18 protein-coding genes are annotated in these 20,395 nt (G+C 63.9%); 7 read left to right on the top strand and 11 right to left on the bottom strand.

Annotated elements, in window-relative coordinates; genetic code table 11:
• From F6X39_RS07500 to F6X39_RS07485, 4 genes are all read right to left on the bottom strand, one after another.
• Window positions 1-3,069 carry an efflux RND transporter permease subunit gene (locus tag F6X39_RS07500; protein WP_222945143.1) on the bottom strand — a complete coding sequence of 1,023 codons (3,069 nt, stop codon included), beginning with the start codon at window positions 3,067-3,069 and terminating at the stop codon, window positions 1-3.
• Between the two features lie 16 nt (window positions 3,070-3,085).
• On the bottom strand, window positions 3,086-4,237 hold the full coding sequence (locus F6X39_RS07495) for an efflux RND transporter periplasmic adaptor subunit (RefSeq protein WP_187616151.1): 1,152 nt from the start codon (window positions 4,235-4,237) through the stop codon (window positions 3,086-3,088).
• A gap of 53 nt (window positions 4,238-4,290) precedes the next feature.
• Window positions 4,291-5,862, bottom strand: a complete 1,572-nt coding sequence (locus F6X39_RS07490) for an efflux transporter outer membrane subunit (protein WP_187616150.1) — start codon at window positions 5,860-5,862, stop codon at window positions 4,291-4,293.
• Between the two features lie 312 nt (window positions 5,863-6,174).
• Entirely contained in the window at window positions 6,175-6,909 is a 735-nt protein-coding gene (locus F6X39_RS07485) for a GNAT family N-acetyltransferase (RefSeq protein ID WP_184030479.1), read from the bottom strand.
• An 89-nt stretch (window positions 6,910-6,998) separates the two neighbouring features.
• Here F6X39_RS07485 and F6X39_RS07480 point away from each other — a divergent pair, with 89 nt between their 5' ends.
• From F6X39_RS07480 to F6X39_RS07470, 3 genes are all read left to right on the top strand, one after another.
• A complete protein-coding gene (locus F6X39_RS07480) occupies window positions 6,999-8,591 on the top strand; it encodes a PLP-dependent aminotransferase family protein (RefSeq protein ID WP_187616149.1) in 1,593 nt (530 codons plus the stop codon).
• A 195-nt stretch (window positions 8,592-8,786) separates the two neighbouring features.
• Window positions 8,787-9,119, top strand: coding sequence for a hypothetical protein (locus F6X39_RS07475; protein ID WP_184030473.1), 333 nt, complete (start codon window positions 8,787-8,789; stop codon window positions 9,117-9,119).
• Between the two features lie 184 nt (window positions 9,120-9,303).
• A complete protein-coding gene (locus tag F6X39_RS07470; RefSeq protein ID WP_187616148.1) occupies window positions 9,304-9,885 on the top strand; it encodes a flavin reductase family protein in 582 nt (193 codons plus the stop codon).
• A 6-nt stretch (window positions 9,886-9,891) separates the two neighbouring features.
• Here the strand turns inward: F6X39_RS07470 and F6X39_RS07465 are convergent, their stop codons facing one another.
• The 3 genes from F6X39_RS07465 to F6X39_RS07455 form a co-directional block, all read right to left on the bottom strand.
• A complete protein-coding gene (locus F6X39_RS07465; RefSeq protein ID WP_187616147.1) occupies window positions 9,892-10,389 on the bottom strand; it encodes a GNAT family N-acetyltransferase in 498 nt (165 codons plus the stop codon).
• Between the two features lie 138 nt (window positions 10,390-10,527).
• Window positions 10,528-11,004 (bottom strand): PQQ-binding-like beta-propeller repeat protein, encoded by a 477-nt coding sequence (locus F6X39_RS37330; protein WP_222945142.1) that lies wholly within the window; start codon window positions 11,002-11,004, stop codon window positions 10,528-10,530.
• Window positions 10,949-11,332 carry a hypothetical protein gene (locus F6X39_RS07455; RefSeq protein ID WP_187616145.1) on the bottom strand — a complete coding sequence of 128 codons (384 nt, stop codon included), beginning with the start codon at window positions 11,330-11,332 and terminating at the stop codon, window positions 10,949-10,951. Before F6X39_RS07455 ends, F6X39_RS37330 begins: the two co-directional genes overlap by 56 nt.
• 151 nt (window positions 11,333-11,483) lie before the next feature.
• Between F6X39_RS07455 and F6X39_RS07450 the strand changes: the two genes are divergently transcribed.
• The gene (locus tag F6X39_RS07450; RefSeq protein ID WP_187616144.1) at window positions 11,484-12,356 is read left to right on the top strand and encodes a GyrI-like domain-containing protein; all 873 of its coding nucleotides are present in this window, start codon (window positions 11,484-11,486) and stop codon (window positions 12,354-12,356) included.
• A 313-nt stretch (window positions 12,357-12,669) separates the two neighbouring features.
• Complete coding sequence (locus F6X39_RS07445) at window positions 12,670-14,037, top strand: MFS transporter (RefSeq protein WP_187616143.1); 1,368 nt, start codon at window positions 12,670-12,672, stop codon at window positions 14,035-14,037.
• Between the two features lie 61 nt (window positions 14,038-14,098).
• Here F6X39_RS07445 and F6X39_RS07440 read toward each other — a convergent pair whose 3' ends face one another.
• The gene (locus F6X39_RS07440; RefSeq protein WP_187616142.1) at window positions 14,099-14,932 is read right to left on the bottom strand and encodes an AraC family transcriptional regulator; all 834 of its coding nucleotides are present in this window, start codon (window positions 14,930-14,932) and stop codon (window positions 14,099-14,101) included.
• A gap of 45 nt (window positions 14,933-14,977) precedes the next feature.
• Window positions 14,978-16,471: a DHA2 family efflux MFS transporter permease subunit gene (locus F6X39_RS07435; protein ID WP_184030402.1), complete on the bottom strand. Its 1,494-nt coding sequence runs from the start codon at window positions 16,469-16,471 to the stop codon at window positions 14,978-14,980.
• Window positions 16,472-16,625: 154 nt separating this feature from the next.
• Between F6X39_RS07435 and F6X39_RS07430 the strand changes: the two genes are divergently transcribed.
• Entirely contained in the window at window positions 16,626-17,012 is a 387-nt protein-coding gene (locus F6X39_RS07430; protein WP_187616141.1) for a DUF6402 family protein, read from the top strand.
• Window positions 17,009-17,386 (top strand): hypothetical protein, encoded by a 378-nt coding sequence (locus F6X39_RS07425; RefSeq protein WP_187616140.1) that lies wholly within the window; start codon window positions 17,009-17,011, stop codon window positions 17,384-17,386. Before F6X39_RS07430 ends, F6X39_RS07425 begins: the two co-directional genes overlap by 4 nt.
• Before the next feature lie 88 nt (window positions 17,387-17,474).
• Here the strand turns inward: F6X39_RS07425 and F6X39_RS07420 are convergent, their stop codons facing one another.
• Both F6X39_RS07420 and F6X39_RS07415 read right to left on the bottom strand, forming a co-directional pair.
• Window positions 17,475-18,698 (bottom strand): dienelactone hydrolase family protein, encoded by a 1,224-nt coding sequence (locus F6X39_RS07420; RefSeq protein ID WP_187616139.1) that lies wholly within the window; start codon window positions 18,696-18,698, stop codon window positions 17,475-17,477.
• A 33-nt stretch (window positions 18,699-18,731) separates the two neighbouring features.
• Entirely contained in the window at window positions 18,732-20,372 is a 1,641-nt protein-coding gene (locus tag F6X39_RS07415) for an AMP-binding protein (protein WP_187616202.1), read from the bottom strand.
• Window positions 20,373-20,395 lie beyond the last annotated feature (23 nt).

Raw genomic sequence — 20,395 nt, 5'->3', positions numbered from 1 at the left:
CTAACCCGCCTGACCCGCCTCGTCGGCCTTCGGCGCCTGAGCATGCCGCTGGTGTTCGGCGGCCAGAAACATGTACATCGCCGGCACGACGAACAACGTGAACAGCGTGCCGATCGACATCCCGGTGAAGATCACGAGCCCCATTGCGTTGCGGCCCGCCGCGCCCGCGCCCGACGCGATCACGAGCGGCACCACACCGAGCACCATCGCCGCGGTCGTCATCAGGATCGGACGCAGCCGCACGCCCGCCGCTTCCTCGACCGCTTCGCGCTTCGCGCGGCCCGCGCGCTGCAATTCGTTGGCGAACTGCACGATCAGAATGCCGTGCTTGCTGACGAGCCCCATCAGTGTGACAAGGCCGACCTGCGTGTAGATGTTCAGCGTCGTCAGGCCGATGTTGATGAAGATCAGCGCGCCGAACAGCGCCATCGGCACCGAGATCAGGATCACGATCGGATCGCGGAAACTTTCAAATTGCGCCGCGAGCGCGAGGAACACGATGATCGTCGCGAGCAGCAGCGTGATGACGAAGCCGCCCGACTCCTGCACGAACTGGCGCGACTCTCCCGAGTAATCGGCTGAATAGCCGGCCGGCGCGACCTGCGCGGTCGCCTTGCGCAGAAAATCGAGCACCTGGCCTTGCGACACGCCCGGCACGATCACGCCGGAGATCGTCGCCGAGTTCAACTGCTGGAAGTGGTTGATCGATTCGGGCACGACGCTGTGCCGCAGATGCGCGATCGTCGACGCCGGAATCACGTTGCCGTCCGGCGTGCGCAGATAGTAGTCGAGCACTTGCGACGGATTGAGCCGGTCGATCTGCAACACCTGCGGAATCACCTTGTACGAGCGTCCCGCAATCGAGAAGTAGTTGACGTAGCCGCCGCCCAGCGCCGACCCGAGCGCCTGTCCGACGTCGCTCTGCGACAGCCCGAGCGAGGCCACCTTGTCGCGATCGACGACGAGCGTCACTTCCGGCTTGTCGATTTTCAGGTCGCTATCGACGAAGAAGAACATGCCGCTCTCGCGCGCTTTTTCCAGCACTGCTTGCGACACCTCGTTGAGGTTTTCGAACGGCTCGGTCGTGCTGATCACGAACTGCACCGGCAAGCCCTGCGCGCCCGGCAGCGGCGGAAACTGGAACGCCGCGACGCGCGCGCCCGCGATCTGATTCCACTTCTGCTGCAACTCCTGCTGCAGCACGGTCGCGTTCTTGCCGCGCTGATCCCAGGTCTTGAACAGCACGCCGCCGATGCCCCGGTTGACAGTCGGCGAGCCCGTGAGCTGGAACATCTGCGAATATTCGGGCAGTGTCTTCGAAGCATCGAACACCTGGTCCGCGTAGGTCTGCATCTGCTGGATCGTCGCGTTGGGCGGCCCGATGATCTGCGAGAGCACGATGCCCTGGTCTTCCTGCGGCGCGAGTTCCGACTTCGAGGTCATGAACAGATACACCGTGCCGCACAGCAGCAGCGCGCCCATGATCACGAACACGGGCCAGGTATCGAGCGTCGCATGCAACAGGCGGCCGTAGCCGCGATGCACGCGCTCGAACTGGCGGTCGACGAAACGCGCGAAGCGGCCCGACTCCTGCGCGGCACGGAAGAAGCGCGAGCACATCATCGGCGACAACGTGAGTGCGATCACGCCCGACACCGTCACCGCGCCCGCGAGCGTGAACGCGAATTCGGTGAAGAGCGCGCCCGTCAGCCCGCCCTGGAAGCCGATCGGCGCGTACACGGCGATCAGCACGACGGTCATCGCGACGATCGGGCCGCCCAGTTCGCGAGCGGCGATCAGCGCGGCGTCGAACGGTGTCCTGCCTTCGTGCTTCATGTGCCGATCGACGTTCTCGACGACGATGATCGCGTCGTCCACGACGAGCCCGATCGCGAGCACGAGTGCGAGCAGCGTGAGCAGATTGATCGAATAGCCGAGCACCTGCATCACGAAGAACGTGCCGATCAGCGACAGCGGCATCGCGATCAACGGCACGATCACCGCGCGGAAGCTGCCGAGAAACAGGAAGATCACGATGGTGACGATCACGAGCGCTTCGACGAGCGTTTTGATCACTTCCCTGATCGCGGTGTTGACGAAGTCGGTCGCGTCATAAACGATGTCGCCCGTCATGCCGGTCGGAAACTGCTTCTGCAGATCCGGAAACACGGTTTTCACGCGCTTGGCTACGTCGAGAATGTTCGCGTCCGGCGCGACCTTGATGCCGATGAACACCGACCGCTTGCCGCTGAAAGCGACGTTGAAGTCGTAGCTGTCGGCGCCGAGCACGACGTTCGCGACATCCTCGAGACGCACGATCGAGCCGTCCTTCTGCTTGACGACGAGCTGCTTGAAGTCTTCGACGGTATGCAGGTCCGTGCCCGCTTCCAGGTCGACGCTGACCATTTGCCCCTTCGTCGTGCCGAGCGTGGCGAGATAGTTGTTGTTGCCGAGCGCGGTGTACACGTCACTCGCGCTCACGCCGTGCGCGGCGAGCCGCGCCGAGTCGAGCCACGCGCGCATCGCGAATTGCCGCCCGCCGAGCACTTCGGCGGTCTGCACGCCCTGGATCGAATCGAGCTTGGGCTTGACCACGCGCAGCAGGTAATCGGTGACGTTGTTGCTTGGCAGCACGCTGCTGTAGAAGCCCATGTACATCGCGTCGGTGGTCTGCCCGGTCTGCACCGTCAGCACCGGCTGCTGCGCCTGCGGCGGCAACTGGTTGCGCACCGAGCCGATCTGCGTGTTGATCTCGGTCAGCGCGCGGTTCGCGTCGTAGTTCAGACGCAGCGTCGCGATGATCGTCGACACGCCCGTGATGCTCGTCGACGACATGTAGTCGATGCCCTGTGCCTGCGCGATCGCCGCTTCGAGCGGCTGCGTGATGAAGCCGGCGATCGTGTCCGAGTTCGCGCCATAGTAGGCCGTCGTGATCGTGACGACCGCGTTCTCGGTCTGCGGATACTGGCTGACCTTCAGCACCGCGAGCGCGCGCAACCCGAGCACGAGGATCAGCAGGCTCACGACCGAAGCGAGTACCGGCCGGCGAATGAAGATGTCCGTGAACATGATCGGGCTGCCTCGCTCATTGTTCCTGCGGCTTTGGATTCGGACTGTCCGACGGCTGCACGCGGTTGTCGATGATCAGCGGCGTGCCGTTCTTCAGCTTGATCTGGCCGCTCGTCACGACCTGCGTGCCGTCGTCGATGCCCTTGAGAATCGCCACCTGGTCGCCGCGCGTCGGCCCCGGCGTTACGAATACCTGCTGCGCCACGGGCAGCGTCTTGCCCTGCGCGTTGGGCTGCGTGCCGGGCTTCACGATGAACACGGTCGCGCCGTACGGGTTGTAGGTGATCGCCGTTTGCGGCAGGGTCAGGTAGCGCTGTTCGGCGCCCGAGTCGATCTTCACGTTCGCGTACATGCCGGGCAGCAGCTTGCGCTCGCGATTGTCGACGCTCGCTTCGATCTGTACGTTGCGCGTCGCGCTGTCGATTTTCGGGCTCACCGACTGGATCTTGCCGGTGAAGGTTTTCCCGCTGTACGCGTTGGTGTCGACGCTGACGGTCGCGCCGATCGCGAGCTGGCCGAGCTGTTGTTGCGGTACCGAGAAGTCGGCGTAGATCGGATCGATGGCTTGCAGCGTGACGATCGCGTCGCCGGGATTCAGGTATTGCCCCGGATTGATCGTCGTGATGCCGAGGCGCCCCGCGAAGGGCGCACGAATCGTCTTCTTGTCGACGAGCGCCTGCTGTTGCGCGACCTGCGCCTTCTTGCCCTTGAGGTCGGCCGCATCGGCGTCGAGCTGCGCCTTCGCGATCGCCTTGATGTCGTACTGCGCGCGGTCGCGCTCGTAGACCGTCTGCGCGAGTTGGGCCGCGGCCTGCAGCGATTGCAGCAGTGCGACGTCGCTGTCGGCGTTGAGTCGCACGAGGATCTGTCCGGCTTTCGCTTCCTGCCCCGACACGAACGCGACCTCGCGCACGAGGCCGGCGACTTCGGTCGTCACGTCTACGCCGCGCACCGCGCGCAGGCTGCCGACCGCCGCGAGCTGCGGCTGCCACGACTGATAGTGGACCACCACCGCCGAGACCGTGGCGGGCGGCGCGGTGTTGGCCGCCATGAACTTCGCGAACATGTGCGCGCGGAACAGGTTGAAGCCGACCAGCGCGGCGAGCAGCAGGCCGACGCTGATCAACATGATCACCATCCGCTTTGTCATCGGTTTTCTTTCGGCCATCGTGATGTCCTTGCTCGGCTTGGGGCGAGGGCTGGGGTTGCGTCAGGGCACGGTCAATGTGGCGTTGCGGCGGTTGCCGTCGTTGCCGATGGCGACGACGGGTTCGACGCGCTCGCCGACGCGGCGGCCGGCGCGGCCGCGGACTCGGGCGCGGCGGCATTCCACCAGCCGCCGCCGAGCGCCTGGAACAGCGCCGCCGTGTCGGCGTAACGCGCGGCCTGCGCCTGCGCGAGACTCACGACCGTTTGCTGATACTGGCGTTGCGCGTCGAGCAGCGCGAGGTAGCTGACACCGCCGACGTGATACTGTCCGCGCGTCAGTTCGAGCGAATCGCTCGCGGCGCGCGACGCGTCGGTCTGCGCCTTGAGGCCGGTTGCGTCGTGTTCGAGCGCGCGCAGCGTGTCCGCAACGTTCTGGAACGCGAGCAGCACCGTCTCGCGGTATTGCGCGCCGGCCTGCTCGTAGGCGGCCTCGGCCGCGCGCTTCTGCGCGCTCAGCTGGCCGCCGTGAAAGACCGGTTGCAGCAAGCCCGCGCCGATGCTCCAGATCGTGCTGCCGGCCCTGAGCACCTGCGCGGGCGTCAACGCCTCGGCGCCGTAGCTCGCGGACAGCGTGATCTGCGGATACATCGCCGCGGTCGCGACGCCGACCTGCGCGCTCGCCTGATGCAGCGTGGCGTCGGCGGCAAGGATGTCGGGGCGCTGGTGCACCAGCGACGACGGCAGGCTCACGGGCAGCGTGTCGGGCAGCGAGAACATGTCGAGCGTGAAGTCGGGCACCGAAGTATCGCTCGGCAGCTTGCCGGCGAGTACCGCAAGCTGATGGCGCGCCTGATCGAGCTGCTGTTGCAGCGGCGGCAGCGTCGCGCGGGTCTGCGCGAGCAGCGTTTCCTGCGCGAGCACGGCCGTGCGGCTCACGCCGCCGAGTGAGAATTGCTGGTCGAGCACGTTCAGCTGCTGCTCTTCCTCGGTAGCGATCCGCTCGGTCGCGTCGATCTGCGCGCGCACCGACGCTTCCTTGACCGCCGCGGTCACGATGTTGGCCGATATCGTGAGATAGGCGGCCTGCAGCTGGAAGCGCTGATAGTCGATCTGCGCATGCAGCGCTTCGAGTTCGCGCCGCGCGCCGCCGAACACGTCCAGCTTGTACGAGACGTTGACCGACGCGTTGTAGAGATTGAATTCCTCGACGAGGCCGGGCTCGCCGAACGCGATGCCGTTGATCTTTTCGCGCGTGGCGCTCAGTTGCGCGTCGACGCTCGGCAGCAAGGTGCCGCCGGCTTGCGCGGTGTAATTCTCGCGAGCCTGTCGCAACGCCGCCTGCGCGGCGGCCATGTTCGGACTGTTGGCGATCGCCTCGCGGATCAGTGCGTCGAGCGGCTCGCAATGAAACAGCGTCCACCACGCGGCGGGAATGTCCTGGGCCGGCGCGAAACGCTGCGGCAGGCCTGCCGGGCCGGGCGCGGAGGCGGTCTGGTCGGGCAGCGGCGTGGTGGTGAAGGTGTCGGTGGCCGGCGCGGGCGGCGCGTGGTAGTCGGGGCCGACCATGCAGCCGGCCAGCGCGACGCAGCTGCACAGCGCAACGTAGAGGCGCCGCCAGACAATACGCTGACTCACGTCGATCATCGATCTACCTTGTATCGCCAGTGGCGGGTGGACCGGACGAAGATGTTCAGGTCACCCGAACGTTCTTGGAGTTGTCTTGCCGACGCTGGAATTTACCATGCACGGCGCGAACCGCGCTTGGCCTCGCGTTCGCTGGCGGACGAAGGTGGATACGAGATCACGTAGGAGGGCGGTGATGGCAGGCGGTGCTACCGCTGTCTGCCACGCCCGGAGCGGCATTCACGACAATTTCACGGATTCGGGCACGCGGTTGGCTCGGCATCGCGCCTGGCGAACTGGTCGAGCTGTTGCCTGGTTATCGATCGTCTGGCTTTACCGGGCCTCGTCCGCCGCTCGGCGCTGCGCGATCAGATCGGCGAGCCGCTCGACCTGCTGCCCTTGCGCATCGAAATTGCCGGCGTCGAGCCACCGCTCATAGCACGAGCGCAATGCCGGCCACTCGCTGTCGATGATCGAAAACCACGCCGTGTCGCGATTGCGCTCGCGATAGACGATCGCCTGCCGGAAGATCCCCTCGAACGTAAATCCATAGCGCAACGCGGCCTTGCGCGACGGCTCGTTGAGCGAATCGCATTTCCATTCGAAGCGCCGATAACCGAGCTTGTCGAACACTTCGCCTAGCAGCAGGTACATCGCATCGGTCGCGATGCGCGTGCGCTTGAGCCGCGGCGAATACGTGACGTGGCCGACTTCGATCACGCCGTTGGCCGGATCGATCCGCATCAGCGAGAGCGTGCCGACCGGCTTGCCCGTCGCCAGGTCGATGACCGCGTAGTGCAGCGGATCTTTCGATGCCGCCATCTGCGTCAGACGCTCACGATAGGCCGCGAGGCTGTCGAACGGGCCGACCGCCAGATAGGTCCAGTCGCGGCCGTCGGTGGCCGAGCCGTACGCGTCGAAGAGGTCGGCCGCGTGGCGCTCGACGTCGACCGCTTCGAGCCGGCAATAGCGGCCGCCGAGCGGCTCGCGGCCCGGCGGCTGCGCGCCGTGCCACCCGGGCAGGGGCGCGCCGATTGGCTGGCCGTAGGCGTTACGTGTGGGTTCCATGTCTGTTCTCCTGTCGATGCAGGAACGATACGGCAAACGTGGTATGTTCAAAAGATCCACGACGTGCTTATTCGATAGGTCCAGCCACCATGATCGAAATCATCGGACCGCTCGTCCATGCGGACGACGCGTTCGCCGCGAGCGGCGCCAGCGGGGCCATGCGGCCCGCGCCGCTGCAAAAGCAACTGATCGAACGTCTGCAGCAGGCGATTCTCGCCGGTCGTCTGCCGGCCGGGTCGCTGTTGCCGTCGTCGCGGCTGCTCGCCGCCGAAATGGGCGTGTCGCGCAACACGGTCGTGATCGCTTACGAGCATCTCGCCGCGGTCGGCTACGTCATCGCCGATCGCCAGGGCACGCGCGTGAGCCCGCTGTCGAGCCCCGCCGCGCGCGGCGAGCGGGCGGCGGCGTCGGCCGCGCCGGAGGTCGTATACGCGGCGCGCGTCGAGCGGTTCGCGGCGTCGCACAAGCACGCCGACAACGGGTGCGCGCTGACCCCCGGCACGCCCGCGCTCGACCGTTTCCCGCTTGCCGCGTGGCGGCGCGCGCTCGAACGTGCGATGGAGCGCGCATTACCGCGAGCGCTGGGCTACGGCACGCCGGCCGGCGAGCCCGCGCTGCGCGACGCGATCGCCGGGCATCTGCGGATGGCGCGCGGCGTGCGCTGCGATGGCTCGCAGGTCGTGATCACCGAGGGCGCGCAGGAGGCGCTGAACCTGTGCGTGCGACTGCTGACCAATCCCGGCGATATCGCATGGATCGAGGACCCCGGCTATCGCGGCGCGAAGGCCGCTTTCAACGCGGGCGACTTGCGCACGCTGCCGATTCCCGTCGACGCCGAAGGCATGGCCGTGCCGGCCGACGCGTGGCACACGCATCCGCCGAAACTGATCTACACGTCTCCCGCGCATCAGTATCCGACCGGCGCGGTGCTGTCGGTGGCGCGGCGGCTTGCGCTGATTGCCGAGGCGCGGCGCTGCGGCGCGTGGCTGATCGAGGACGATTACGACGGCGAGGTGCGTCACACCGGCGAGCCGATCGCGAGCATGCAGGGCCTCGTCGACGCGGCGCCCGTGCTGTACGTCGGCTCGTTCAGCAAGACGATGTTTCCGGCGCTGCGCATCGGCTTCGTCGTGCTGCCTCGCGCGATCGCCGCGCACGCCGCTGTTGCGCTGCAAGAGATGCTGCGCGGCGGGCATCGGCTGGAGCAACTGGCGCTCGCGCGTTTCATCGAAAGCGGCGAATTCGGGCGGCATCTCGGGCGGATGCGGCGGCTGTACCGCGAGCGGCAGCAGGCGCTGCGCGACGCGCTGGCCGAGCATTTTCCGGCAGCGAAGATTCTTGGCGGCGATTGCGGCATGCATCTGACGCTGCGGCTGCCGGCGTCGCTCGACGATCGCGCGCTCACTGCGCGGGCGCAGGCGTTGGCGTTGAGTCCGCGCGCGCTGTCGGGGTTTTCGATCGGGGCGTCGGAGCAGATGAACGGGCTTGTGATCGGGTATGGCAATACGGAGGCGGAGCGCTTGGGGCCCGCGGTGAAAGCGCTGGCGGAGGTGGTGCGGCAGATGGAGGGCGAGGCGCGACCGGCTGCGAAGCGCGCGGCAAAACGGGGCGGAAAAACCGTCGTCCGGCCCCGCAAAAAACCCACCCCGCCACGCCGCACGCCCGCCACTCCGGGCATGTAAGTTTTACGTCTGTCCGCCTGGCCCATGTCGCGCTATCGTGTCGTATGCGCGGCGACTTCGCAGTTCCGATGTGCTGGTTTGCCCGCATGTGCCGCGGTTGCCCGTCCCGTCGCGCGGCGGGTGTGGCGCCGGCGATGGGCACGAACAATGCGTTCAGTGTGGTTATCGATGACGATCTATCCGACCGGAGACGACATGAAGGAAATCGAACCGACCCCGTGGTTTGACCTTGCCATCCATACGCCCGTACGCGAAGGCTGGTACGAAGTGCAGTTGGCGAGCGGGGACACGGCGTTTGCGAAATTTGGCGACGGCGTGTGGACCGAAAAGCCGTTGCTCGTATTCACGCACTGGCGCGGCCTGTCCGCCGATCCCTCGAAAGCCGCGGACGGCGCGGCCGAGTCGGTCGGCGCCGAAGCCACCGCGGCGCAAGGCGTGCGCGCCGCCTGGAACGCGTTCTTCCCGGGGCTCGGCGACGAGCAGCACAAGCCGCTCAATGCGGTGCCGAACGGCAAGGCGCCACATTGAGGGTCCCTTGAAATTCGTTTGAAGTCCGGTCGGGTGGCGGCTTGTGGGCTGCCGCCCGGCAGTTCGATTCGGCCGCCATCCGCGCGTGGTTCGAATCGCTCTCGTATCGCTCGGCCCTACGCCGCACCGCATTTCTCCCGCCCCGCTACAATCAGCGTCATTCTTTCGACGCCATCACGATGCCATGAACGCCACCCGAGAAACCGTGGAATTGTCGCGCGCGACTCAACTGCTCAATCACGGACCCGTCACGCTGATCACGAGCGCACACGATGGTCGATCGAACGTGATGGCCGCGTCATGGTCGATGCCGCTCGACTTCAATCCGCCGAAGGTGGTGGTGGTCGTCGATAGCCGCACGCTGACGCGTCGCCTGATCGAAGCGAGCGGCGTGTTCGGGCTGCAGTTGCCGAGCCGCGGTTTCGCCGCGCAAACGCTCGCGGTCGGCACGCACGCGGGCGTCGAACTCGACAAGTTCTCCGCGTTCGATCTCGAGACCTTCCTCGCGCAAAAAATCGACGTGCCGATGCTGGCCGGCTGCATCACCTGGATGGAATGCAAGGTGATTCCGGACGACAGCCAACGGCACGATCTGATCATCGGCGAGGTGGTCGCCGCGTATGCGGATAGCCGCGTGTATTCGCGCAACCGCTGGCATTTCGGCGACGATCCCGACCTGCGCACATGCCATTACGTGGCCGGCGGTACCTTCTTCGCGACGGGCGATGCATTCGAGGTGGCGCCCGTCGCGGCCTCCGCGCAGTGACCGGGCTTAGGTGCTCCGTTCGGTTTCGCCTTCGGCGAATGCTTTGAGCGCGTCGCCGGCGAGACGATAACGTACCCATTCGCTTTGCGGATTCGCGCCGATCGACTTGTAGAAGCCGATGGCCGGCTCGTTCCAGTCGAGCACGCTCCATTCGAATCGGCCGCAGCCCGTTTCGCAGGCGATTTGCGCGAGATGGCGCAGCATCTGTTTGCCCGCGCCGCTGCCACGCGATGCGGGCGATACGTACAGGTCTTCCAGATAAAGCCCCTGTTTGCCGAGCCACGTCGAATACGAAAAGAAGTACACGCAAAAACCGACTGGCTCGCCGTTCATTTCGCAGATCAGCGCTTTCGCGGGCGCGCCCTCGGCAAACAGGCTCTTCTCGATGTCTTCGACGCCGGCGACGACTTCGTGCTCGGCTTTTTCGTAGATCGCGAGTTCGGTGATGAAGCGCAGGATCAGGGGGGCGTCGGAAGCGGTGGCGGGGCGGATGTGGATCGTCAAGGTCTAGTGCTCGGTGAGTTCGGTGATGACTGCCGGCCGGCGGGCGGTACGCGCCAAATGCGCCGGTTTCGGAACAGACTCACATCGTAGCAAAGAGCCAAAGGCCCCGCCGCGAACGGACCGGGCCTTGGGCGTTTCCTACAGACCGAAGGCGAACAATTTCAGCGGCCCCGGTCCACTCGTCGAGCCAGAGCCCCAGAACACCACGCCGTCCGCAATGGCCGGCCCGGTATTGCATGCACCCCCGCTATTGAATGACCACAGGACTTTTCCGTTGGAAGAATCGAGCGCGTACATCGTGCCATTCGTGTAGTCGAGATTGCATCCGAAGACCACGCCATTGGCGACACTGACGGCTGCCTCCGCGCGGCTTCCGAGCGGGTCCGGCGTGGTCCACGTCACTGCGCCGGAATTCGCGTTGAGCGACGCCCTTCTACATCCCTGCCGGGTTCGTCGGCGAGAGTATGACGGGGTGGTGCGATTCGCGGCTGATTGGATGATTGCCCGGCATGAGCGCGCGTTCGGACAGGAAGAGAGACCGAAACGGCACTGCCGCGCTTCAACCCTCCGGCAACACCGACTTACCGCGCCGCTTTTTCGGCTTAGGCTCGACACCCACTCGCGGGTCCCGCTCCAGCACGAGTGCCGTCAACTGCTCGACAGTGTCTTCAAACGCAGGATCCTCCTGTGGCAGGTAAAGCCATTTCCCAAGCACCGGGTGAGGCCGCAACGCAGGCATATCGGTAATCAGAGCAGCATGGCGTTCCCGCGACGTACAGACGAGCAGCCCATTCCACGGCTTATCGCGATCGGCGGCAACCAGGCACAACAGCCCATCGATATACGCAGCGTCGCTACCAAACATCCGCCGACGCATATACGTCGGATCGCGTTCGAACGCGTCGAAGATCCAAAGGAGCGAATTGCTGATCGAAGAGGGCATCGGCGGACAATCTCAGGAAGCGCGGGTGAACGAAGATAAGTTTACGTAAATTCTCCGGCTCGGCGGCGAGCCAATTGAAGATCGAGCAAGTCCGGCTAGGTAAGATGTGTCCAACCTCGGCGACCATATCGACACTCGCACGATCCAGACCATGTTAGCTCACACAGACGCCACCGCTGCCTACACGAAGCGCTTCGAAGCCGTTCTCGCCTATATCGATGCAAACCTCGAGGGCGATCTGTCGGTCGACGCGCTAAGCCGCATCGCAAACTTCTCGATGTTCCACTTTCATCGGCAGTTTGTCGCGTATGTCGGCGTGCCCGTCGCACGCTACGTGCAGTTGATGCGCTTGCGTCGCGCGGGCCGCCGCCTCGCGTCGCAGGCGACGTGCCCGGTTCTCGATGCCGCGCTCGACGCCGGCTTCGACAGTCCCGAAGCCTTCAGCCGTGCGTTCAAGCGTGCGTTCGGCATGGCGCCGAGCGCGTTTCGACGACATCCAACATGGCAATTCTGGAGTGCGAGTTTTGTTGTCCCCTATGTTTCGAGGAAACTGACCATGCAAGTGAAAATCGTCGATTTTGCAGAAACCCGCGTTGCCGCGCTCGAACATTGTGGTTCGCCCGGACTCGTCAATGAAAGTGCGCGCAAGTTCATCGATTGGCGTATTCAAAGCGGACAATCACCGGTGGCGTCGAGCCGGACCTTCGGCGTCCCGCACGGCAATCCAGACACGGTGCCAGCGGATGAATTCCGTTTCGATATCTGCGGAGAGATCGACGAGCCGGTCGCGCCGAATCTCTATGGCGTGCGCGAGCTCGTGATGCAGGGTGGACGGTGCGCGGTGGTTCGGCACACGGGATCAACCGACCACATCGGCGAGACGATCTACCCGGTCTATCGCGACTGGTTGCCTTCGAGTGGGGAAGAGTTGCGGGACCATCCGCTGTTTTTCTACTACCTGAGCGTCTATCCTGAGACGCCGCTGGATCAGTGGCAGACGGATATCTACATTCCGTTGGTGTGATTGGAATGGGTGTGATGAGCATGCGAGGTGCCTGCTAGTGCGAAGCAAGTTGCTCCATCGGTATCAATTGCATTGAGCGAGCATTGCCGATTGCTAATTCGGCAAAAAATGCAATTTCCCAATGTCTCTCTGAATAAAGCCCCGCTCTCTGCGAATAGTGGTTCGGAGCCGGTTTTTATCGACCCGGCCGCCCAGCCATAACAGTAGCCGCAAAGCCGGTTTTCGCTGCACGTACCTCGCGTCCTCGCTGGAACCACGCAATACCTCAAATGTCAAAAAACGATGTCACCCGTCCATTTTGGGGAGATATCAAATGGCTGCCACGCAATCAGGGGCGGTGCCCCTTTCGGATGAGGAGGCTCGGCGCCAGTTGCGCCGCGCTGTCATCGCCAGCACGATTGGTACCACAATCGAATGGTATGACTTCTTCCTATACAGCATTGTCACGGGTCTTGTATTCGCGAAACTGTTCTTTCCTGAATCGGACCCGCTCGTCGGCACACTGCAAGCTTTTCTGATTTACGCTGTCGGCTTTATCGCGCGGCCGGTGGGCGCGGCGATTTTCGGCCACTATGGCGATCGCATCGGACGTAAAGCCACGTTAATCGTGACGCTGTTGCTGATGGGACTCGCGACGTTTGCCGTGGGCTTTGTTCCAACCTATGCGACGATCGGTATCTGGGGGGCAATCCTGCTCACGGCGCTGCGCTTCATTCAAGGTGTGGGCGTTGGAGGCGAGTGGGGCGGTTCGGTGTTGATGTCGATGGAGTGGGCACGTACCAACAAGCATCGCGGTTTCATCGCGTCCTGGCCGCAGTTCGGCGTACCGGCGGGATTGTTCGTCGCGAATCTGGTGGTGCTTGCCGTCAGCCAGATCTCCGGCAGCGCATTTCTCACCTGGGGCTGGCGGGTGCCGTTTTTCCTCAGTATCGTGCTGGTCGCGATCGGCCTTTATATCCGCTTGAGTATCCTCGAGACGCCTATCTTCGCGAAGCTGCTCGCTGAGCGCAGGATCGAAAAGGCGCCGATGCGTGAAGTATTGCGCCGGCAGCCGAAAGACATTCTTCTGTCGGCTCTTGCGCGTATGGCGGAACAGGCGCCGTTCTATATTTTCACGGCCTTTATATTCACCTATGGTGTGATGAGTCTGGGCGTCACACGCGATCTGTTGCTCACGGCGGTGCTGGCCGCTTCGGTGCTGGAATTCTTCACGATTCCGCTGTTTGGTCATGTGTCTGATCTGATCGGACGTCGACGCATGTATGTGATCGGTGCCGCTGCTGTCGGGCTATTCGGCTTCCTGTACTTTTTCATGGTCGGAACCCATAACCCGATATGGATCTTCGCGGCCATCGTACTTTCGCTGGTGCCGCACGCGATGATGTATGGTCCCCAAGCCGCGTTGATCGCCGAATCGTTCACGGGGCGCTTGCGCTACAGCGGTGCGTCGATGGGCTATCAGTTGGCTTCCGTCATCGCTGGCGGTCCGGCACCGTTGATTGCGACGGCGCTTTATGCTTACTTCCATTCGGGATTTGCGGTGGCGTGGTATGTCTTCGCGTGCGCGGTGATTAGCGTGGCGGCCGCCATGAGATTGGGCGATTACACGAATAAGGACATTTCGCGGGAATACGACGACGTGCATGCATTGCATGACAGCAGCAGACATGCCACTCCGTGAACGATCAGGCGGATGGCCGGCCACAACGGCCATCCGCAACGGCCATCCGCCGAATCGACCATCAACTTTTCAGCGGCAACCAGACTTCGACTCCACCCATCCCCGTCACCGGGTCGAACTGCTCGCCATACCGTTCGAAATGCGGTGCATCGGCAGGCACGTGCCCTGACGCGGGCAACCACTGATTCCAGATCGTATTCATCGTGCGACGAATGCCTGAGATGTGTTCGCGATGAGCGAACACCGCATACCGTTGCGCGGCGATGCGCACACGACTCAACTCTGGCGGCAATGCGGAAAAATCGCTGACTTCGACGCCGCACATGTAGTCGAAGTTACCCAGTTCATCGGCGTTATAGCCAACGCCATAAGCCACCTTGCCGACCTGTCCCGGCACCCTGCCGTACCAGGCGCCAAAGCGCTGCCATTGGGATGGGATCGCCTTGCTGCTGTCGCACGTATAGCGCTCGCTCAGTCCAGCGACGAGAAACGGTCGCGCGTCTTCGAAGCGCGGCGGGTCCAGATGGGTGAGCAGGGTTTCGTCCATTTTGATCGGCTCCACGATGGTCAGGTTGTCGAGATGACCCCGCGCGCGCAGCGCGTCGGGCGTGAGCCCGAACTGTTCGCGAAACGCGCGCGTGAATGCTTCGTGAGAGCCGTAGCCGGCGTCGAGAGCGACCGCGAGGATGTCGGGCGCACCATCGGCCAGACGTCGTGCGGCCTCGCTCAAACGCCGTGTGCGAACGTAGCGCATCACCGGCATCCCGGTGGCCGCTTCGAACGCGCGTGCGAGGTGAAAGCGCGATACGCAGCCACAGCGGGCGATGTCGTCGAGCGTCAACTCGCCGGCGAAGTGGCTTTCGATATACCAGAGCGCTTTTCCAACCGGGTTCATCTCGGCTCTCATGTCAGCATGAAGCCAGCATAGTCAGCGGCGAACTCACGCATTTGATCGCGCTTGCGGTTTTGCGGTCGCGGCGGAGGGCCGAGACGATTCCGCCGCGTCACCATGCACGCCCGCGGCGCCACCCGCCTGCCCCGGCCTCAGCAACAGCCCACCCAGCACGCCGGCCGCCGCCGCAAAAACCGCCCCAAACAGAAACGCGACGTGATACCCGCTGTTCAGCGCAGCCGCCGCACTCGACGACGCCTGCATCGCCTCGCTACGCGCGGCGGCAAGACTCGCGAGCACCGCAAGCCCGAGCGCCCCGCCCATCATGAACGATGTATTGACGATGCCCGACGCGAGGCCCGAATCGGCGGGATCGACGTCGCTCATCGCGGCGAGCAGCAGCGGATTGAACGCGATGCCCGCGCCAAAGCCGAGCAGCAACATGCCGGGCAACACGTCGGGTACGAAGCTGCCGTCGACGGGCGCACGCGCGAACAGCGCAAGCCCGCATGCCGCGATCAGCAGGCCGGCCGCGAGCGGACGACGCAGCCCGAAGCGCATCACCACGCGCGCCGACAATCCCAGCGAAAAGAGTCCCATGATCAGGTTCGCGGGCAGAAACGCGAGCCCCACCTGCAATGGCCGATAGCCGAGCACGCGCTGCAGATACAGCGCCGAAATAAAGAACCACGCGAACATCGCCGCCGCCCACAACACGCCGACCAGGTTCGCGGTCGCGACATTGCGCAAACGCAGCAGAGCGAGCGGCATCAACGGGTGTTCGATTCTCGCCTCGATTGCGAGGAACACGGCAAGCAGCGCGAGCCCGACGAACAGCAGGCCGAGCGTTTGCGCCGAAGTCCAGCCCGCTTCGTTGCCGTTGACGATCGCATAGACCGCCAGCATCAGCGATGCGGTCACGCTGAGCGCCCCGGCCACGTCGAGCCGTTCGCCGTGCGCGTGGCCGCGCGCGGCGGGCAGTAGCGCGAGGCACAGCGCGTACACCGCAATGCCGATCGGCAGATTGACCAGGAAGATCCAGTGCCAGCTCAGCAGGTTGGTGAGCAGTCCGCCGAGCAGCACGCCGATGCTGCCGCCGCCCGCGCAGACAAAGCCATACACGCCCATCGCCTTCGCGCGTTCGCCGGCTTCGGTGAACAGATTCATGATCAGCGACAACGATACCGCCGAGACGATCGCACCGCCCAGGCCCTGCACGGCGCGCGCGGCGACCAGCAGCACCTGCGAATTCGCGAGGCCGCAGGCGAGCGAAGCGAGCGTGAAGAGCGTAATGCCGCTGAGAAACAGCTTGCGGTGTCCGTACAGATCGCCAAGCCGTCCGCCGAGCAGCAGGCAGCCGCCGAACGTCAGCATGTAGGCGTTGACGACCCACACGAGCGAAGTTTCGCTAAAGCCGAGATCGGCTGCGATGGACGGCAGCGCGACGTTCACGATGGTCGTGTCGAGCACGATCATCAGTACGCCGAGGCAGAGCACGATTAGCGCGAGCCAGCGTTGCTTGCCGTGGAGGGAATGGGTCATGCGGACGCCCCTTTACGCGGATTCGGTCGATCACCGACGATGGGTTTTCGAGTCTAGCACCCGCACATTTAGCGTCCAACTACGAAATCCTGGGCGGCGGCGTTGCGCGAAGCCGCGCGCGGTTCCGCTTCAATCACCGCCGAGGATTTCGTATTTGCCGCCGCGCGCGGTGGCGGCTTCGAGCGGGAAGGAAGGCAATACCAGGGTTGCAGAAATCTCAGGTATCTACGTTTATATTAAGGATAGTTACGACTTCACCGACAAGCCTGGCGAGGCGTCGCAATATCTTGGCCATTGGAGCAAAAACGGGGTGATCGTTCTGGCTTACAACGGCGCGATGTCATATCTGAACGAACCGCGATTGTATTTTTCCTATCCCGTTGCACTGGGGAACCCGAAGGTCAGGGGCAACGTGTACTACCCGGTTCACAATAAGGACTTTAGAGAGTGGGCAATAAAACATCAGCGAGGAGGTGACTTCGTGATCTATTCGGATCGAAAGCTTGTTCGAATCGACCCACCGATCAAGGTGTATTTATGAAACCGGGGCGATCGATCGGATGGGGCGCTGTAGTGCTCACAGTCGCGTTTGCCGTGCTTCTCGTCGCGACGCACCCCGATCACAGGAATGCGAGCGAATGCATCAAAAGCACGTCAAAAAACGGCCGCTACACTGCGGAGCGATGCCTGCTCCAATGGAGAGGCGGCAACGACCCGGCTTATCTCGGTCAGGTCTACGACGCCGCGTCAGGCAAACTGCTAGTGCGCAGAACCTTCAGCACACCGGTTCCTGAATTGATTTGGGTGGGCGACGAAGGCGTTTCATTTTCCCGCGGCGGCGACGACGCGTCGTTTATAAAGCTGCCGCCGTCATTCTATGACCGCATGATCGCCAGATTTTCGTCGATTGGATGATGAGTTTTTCGGTCTTGCACGCCGCGATTAATACGCGCTGCCGGCGCGAGTCATTCGGATGATACACAGCGACGGCAGCACCAGTTCCTTAAACCTTCGACTTACCCCCCATCAACCCATTCGACGGCAACGTCTCATCGAGCAACTTCCTCGCACTTTCAATCCCCGCCACCGGCAAGCCCTCCGGATCGAGCAGCCCCACCTGCACGAGCACCGAAGCCTGATCCCAATAGATATGCTCGTTATAAAGCTTGTCACCGCGGAAGCACACCACGGCGAGCATCGGCACCTCGAAGTACTTGCCGGTCGGCGCGACGCCCGGCAGCAGCCAGTCGATTTCGCAGCTATGCGTGCAGCTGAAAATGAATTCATCGACGACGCGATCCGAGCCGATCGTGCGCGAAATCGGAATCAGCTTCGTGTCGGGCGGATTCGAGTTGACGAAGTGATGCGTGTAAAAGCGCTTCAGATTGTCATGCCCGACGCCGCCCGTCATCGTCGGCACGTGATTGACGTAGGGCTCGGCGACCATCGTCGGCATCACCGCGTCGACGTCGCGTGTCGCGAACTCGTGATAGCAGTGCGCTTCCCACAGCGCGTTCAGATCGTAGACCGGACCGAGCACCTTGCGCAGCAGCGCGAGCGTGCGCGAGTACGCCATCATCGCGGCGGGCTTGTCGTACTGTTTGCGCTGCGGCGCGGCGAACGCGTGATCGCAGCCGGGGTACACGTATTGCTCGATTTGCGGTCGCGTGCGCAGCGCGGCGCTGATGCGCTCGCGCGTTTCGGGTGGGCAGTGCGCGTCGTTTTCAGGGAAGTGGAACACCATCGGGCAGTTGATTGCCGATACTTCGTCGAGATGCGCTTCGAGGCCCACGCCGTAATAGCTGACCGCGCAATCGACGTCGGTGCGCGCCGCGCTCAGAAACGCGAGCTTGCCGCCGAGGCAGTAGCCGACCACGCCCACCTTGCCGGCCTGCTCGGGCAGTCCGCGCAACGCGGCGACGGTGGCGGCGATGTCCTTGACCGCGACGTCGGCGTCGAACTGCCCCAGATAGCCGAGCGCCTCTCTCATGTCGGCGTCGCCGTAGCCAAGCGCAATGCTCGGCTTGATGCGCCAGAACAGATCTGGCACGAGCACGACGTAGCCTTCTTCGGCGTAGCGATCGGCGGTCGCTTTCATCGTGTCGTTGACGCCGAAGATTTCCTGCAGCAGCACGAGCCCTGGGCCCGAGCCCTGCGCGGGCCGCGCGACGTATGCGTTGAAACGGCCGCCATCGTGGGCGACGACTTCGATGAAAGAGCCGGCCATGCAGTCTGCCTCCAGTCTCACGAAAGATAGGGGTTACGTCATCATGCGCAACTCGAAACGTTTGAGCTTGCCGGTTTCGGTGCGCGGCAGCGCGCCGACGAACGTGATGACGCGGGGATATTTATACGGCGCGACGTTATTCTTAACGAAATCCTGCAGTTGCGCGACCAGTTTGTCGTCGGCGGTGTAGCCCGGGTTCACCACGACGAAGGCTCGCACGATTTGCCCACGCGTTTCTTCGGGCACGCCGATCACGCCGCATTCGGCCACCGCCTCGTGCTGCATCAGCACGCTTTCCACCTCAGGACCGGAGATGTTGTAGCCGGCCGACACGATCATGTCGTCGGCGCGCGCCTGGTAGAACACGTAGCCGTCCGCGTCGAGATAGACCGAATCGCCCGGCAGGTTCCAGCCGTCGCGCACGAAGCGCGACTGCCGTTCGTCGGCCAGATAGCGGCAGCCGGTGGGGCCGCGCACCGCGAGTTTGCCGATCGTGCCGGGCGGCACGGGTTGCATGTCGTCGTCGACGGCTTGCACGACGTAGCCCGGCACCGCGCGGCCGATTGCGTTCGGCCGGATCTCCGCGCCTTGCGACGAAACGAAGATGTGGATCAGCTCGGTGCCGCCGATACCGTCGATCATGTCGATGCCGGTCGCCTCGCGCCACAGGCGCCGCGTCGAATCGGGCAGCGCCTCGCCGGCCGACACGGTCTTCTGCAGCGACGAAAGGTCATGTTGCGCGACGAGCGGCACCATCTGCCGATAGAACGTCGGCGCTGTGAACATCACGGTCGCATGAAATCGTTCGACCACCTCGAGCAAGGTCTGCGGCGTGAGCTTTTCGACCAACACCGTCGAGGCACCGACGCGCAGCGGAAAGCACAGCAGCCCGCCGAGCCCGAACGTGAACGCGAGCGGCGGTGTGCCGCAGAAGATGTCGTTCGCGCAAGGCTTCAGCACATGACGCGGGAACAGGTCGCACATCGCGATCATGTCGCGATGGAAATGCATGCAGCCTTTCGGCGCACCGGTCGTGCCGCTCGTGAACGCGATCAGGCAGATGTCGTCCGCGGCGGTGTCGCTGGCGGTGAAGTGCTCGGGCTTGTTGACGGCGAGCGTGTCGAGCGAATCGGCGGAGTCGTCGTGAAAGCGGCGGGTCTGTTTCAGCACCGCGCAGTAGAACTCGTCCCGCGGATTCGTGCAGCGCTCGAGTTCCGCGCTCAGGCGCGCGTCGCAAAGCGCGGCGCTGACCTGCGCCTTCTCGATGATCTGCTTGAGCTCCTTCGCGCGCAGCAGCGGCATGGTCGGCACGACGACGAGCCCGGCCTTCAGCGCCGCGAGTGTGGCGACGGCCATCTGCAATGTGTTCGGTCCGCGCAGCAGCACGCGGTTGCCGGGGCGCAAGCCCATTTCATCGACGAGCACATGCGCGCTGCGGTTGACCCGCGCGAGCAGTTCGCCGTACGTGGTGGCTTGCGGCTTGCCGTCCACGTCGGACCAGATCGCCGGCCGGTCGCGATGCCCCGCCTCGATCGTCCGCTCCAGCAGTTCGGTCGCGCAGTTCAGCCTCGGCGGATAGGCGACGTCCGGATTGTCGAGCAGTAAGACGGGCCATTGATCCTGCGGCGGAAGATTGTCGCGCGCGAAAGTATCGACGTGTGCTGACGGTTCCATCATGGTCTCCCGAGGCGTTGAGC

Source organism: Paraburkholderia sp. UCT2, assembly GCF_014397665.1.
GTDB lineage: Bacteria > Pseudomonadota > Gammaproteobacteria > Burkholderiales > Burkholderiaceae > Paraburkholderia > Paraburkholderia tuberum.
Note: the sequence above shows the minus strand (reverse complement) of the source record. Positions and strands in the feature narration are given on the sequence as shown.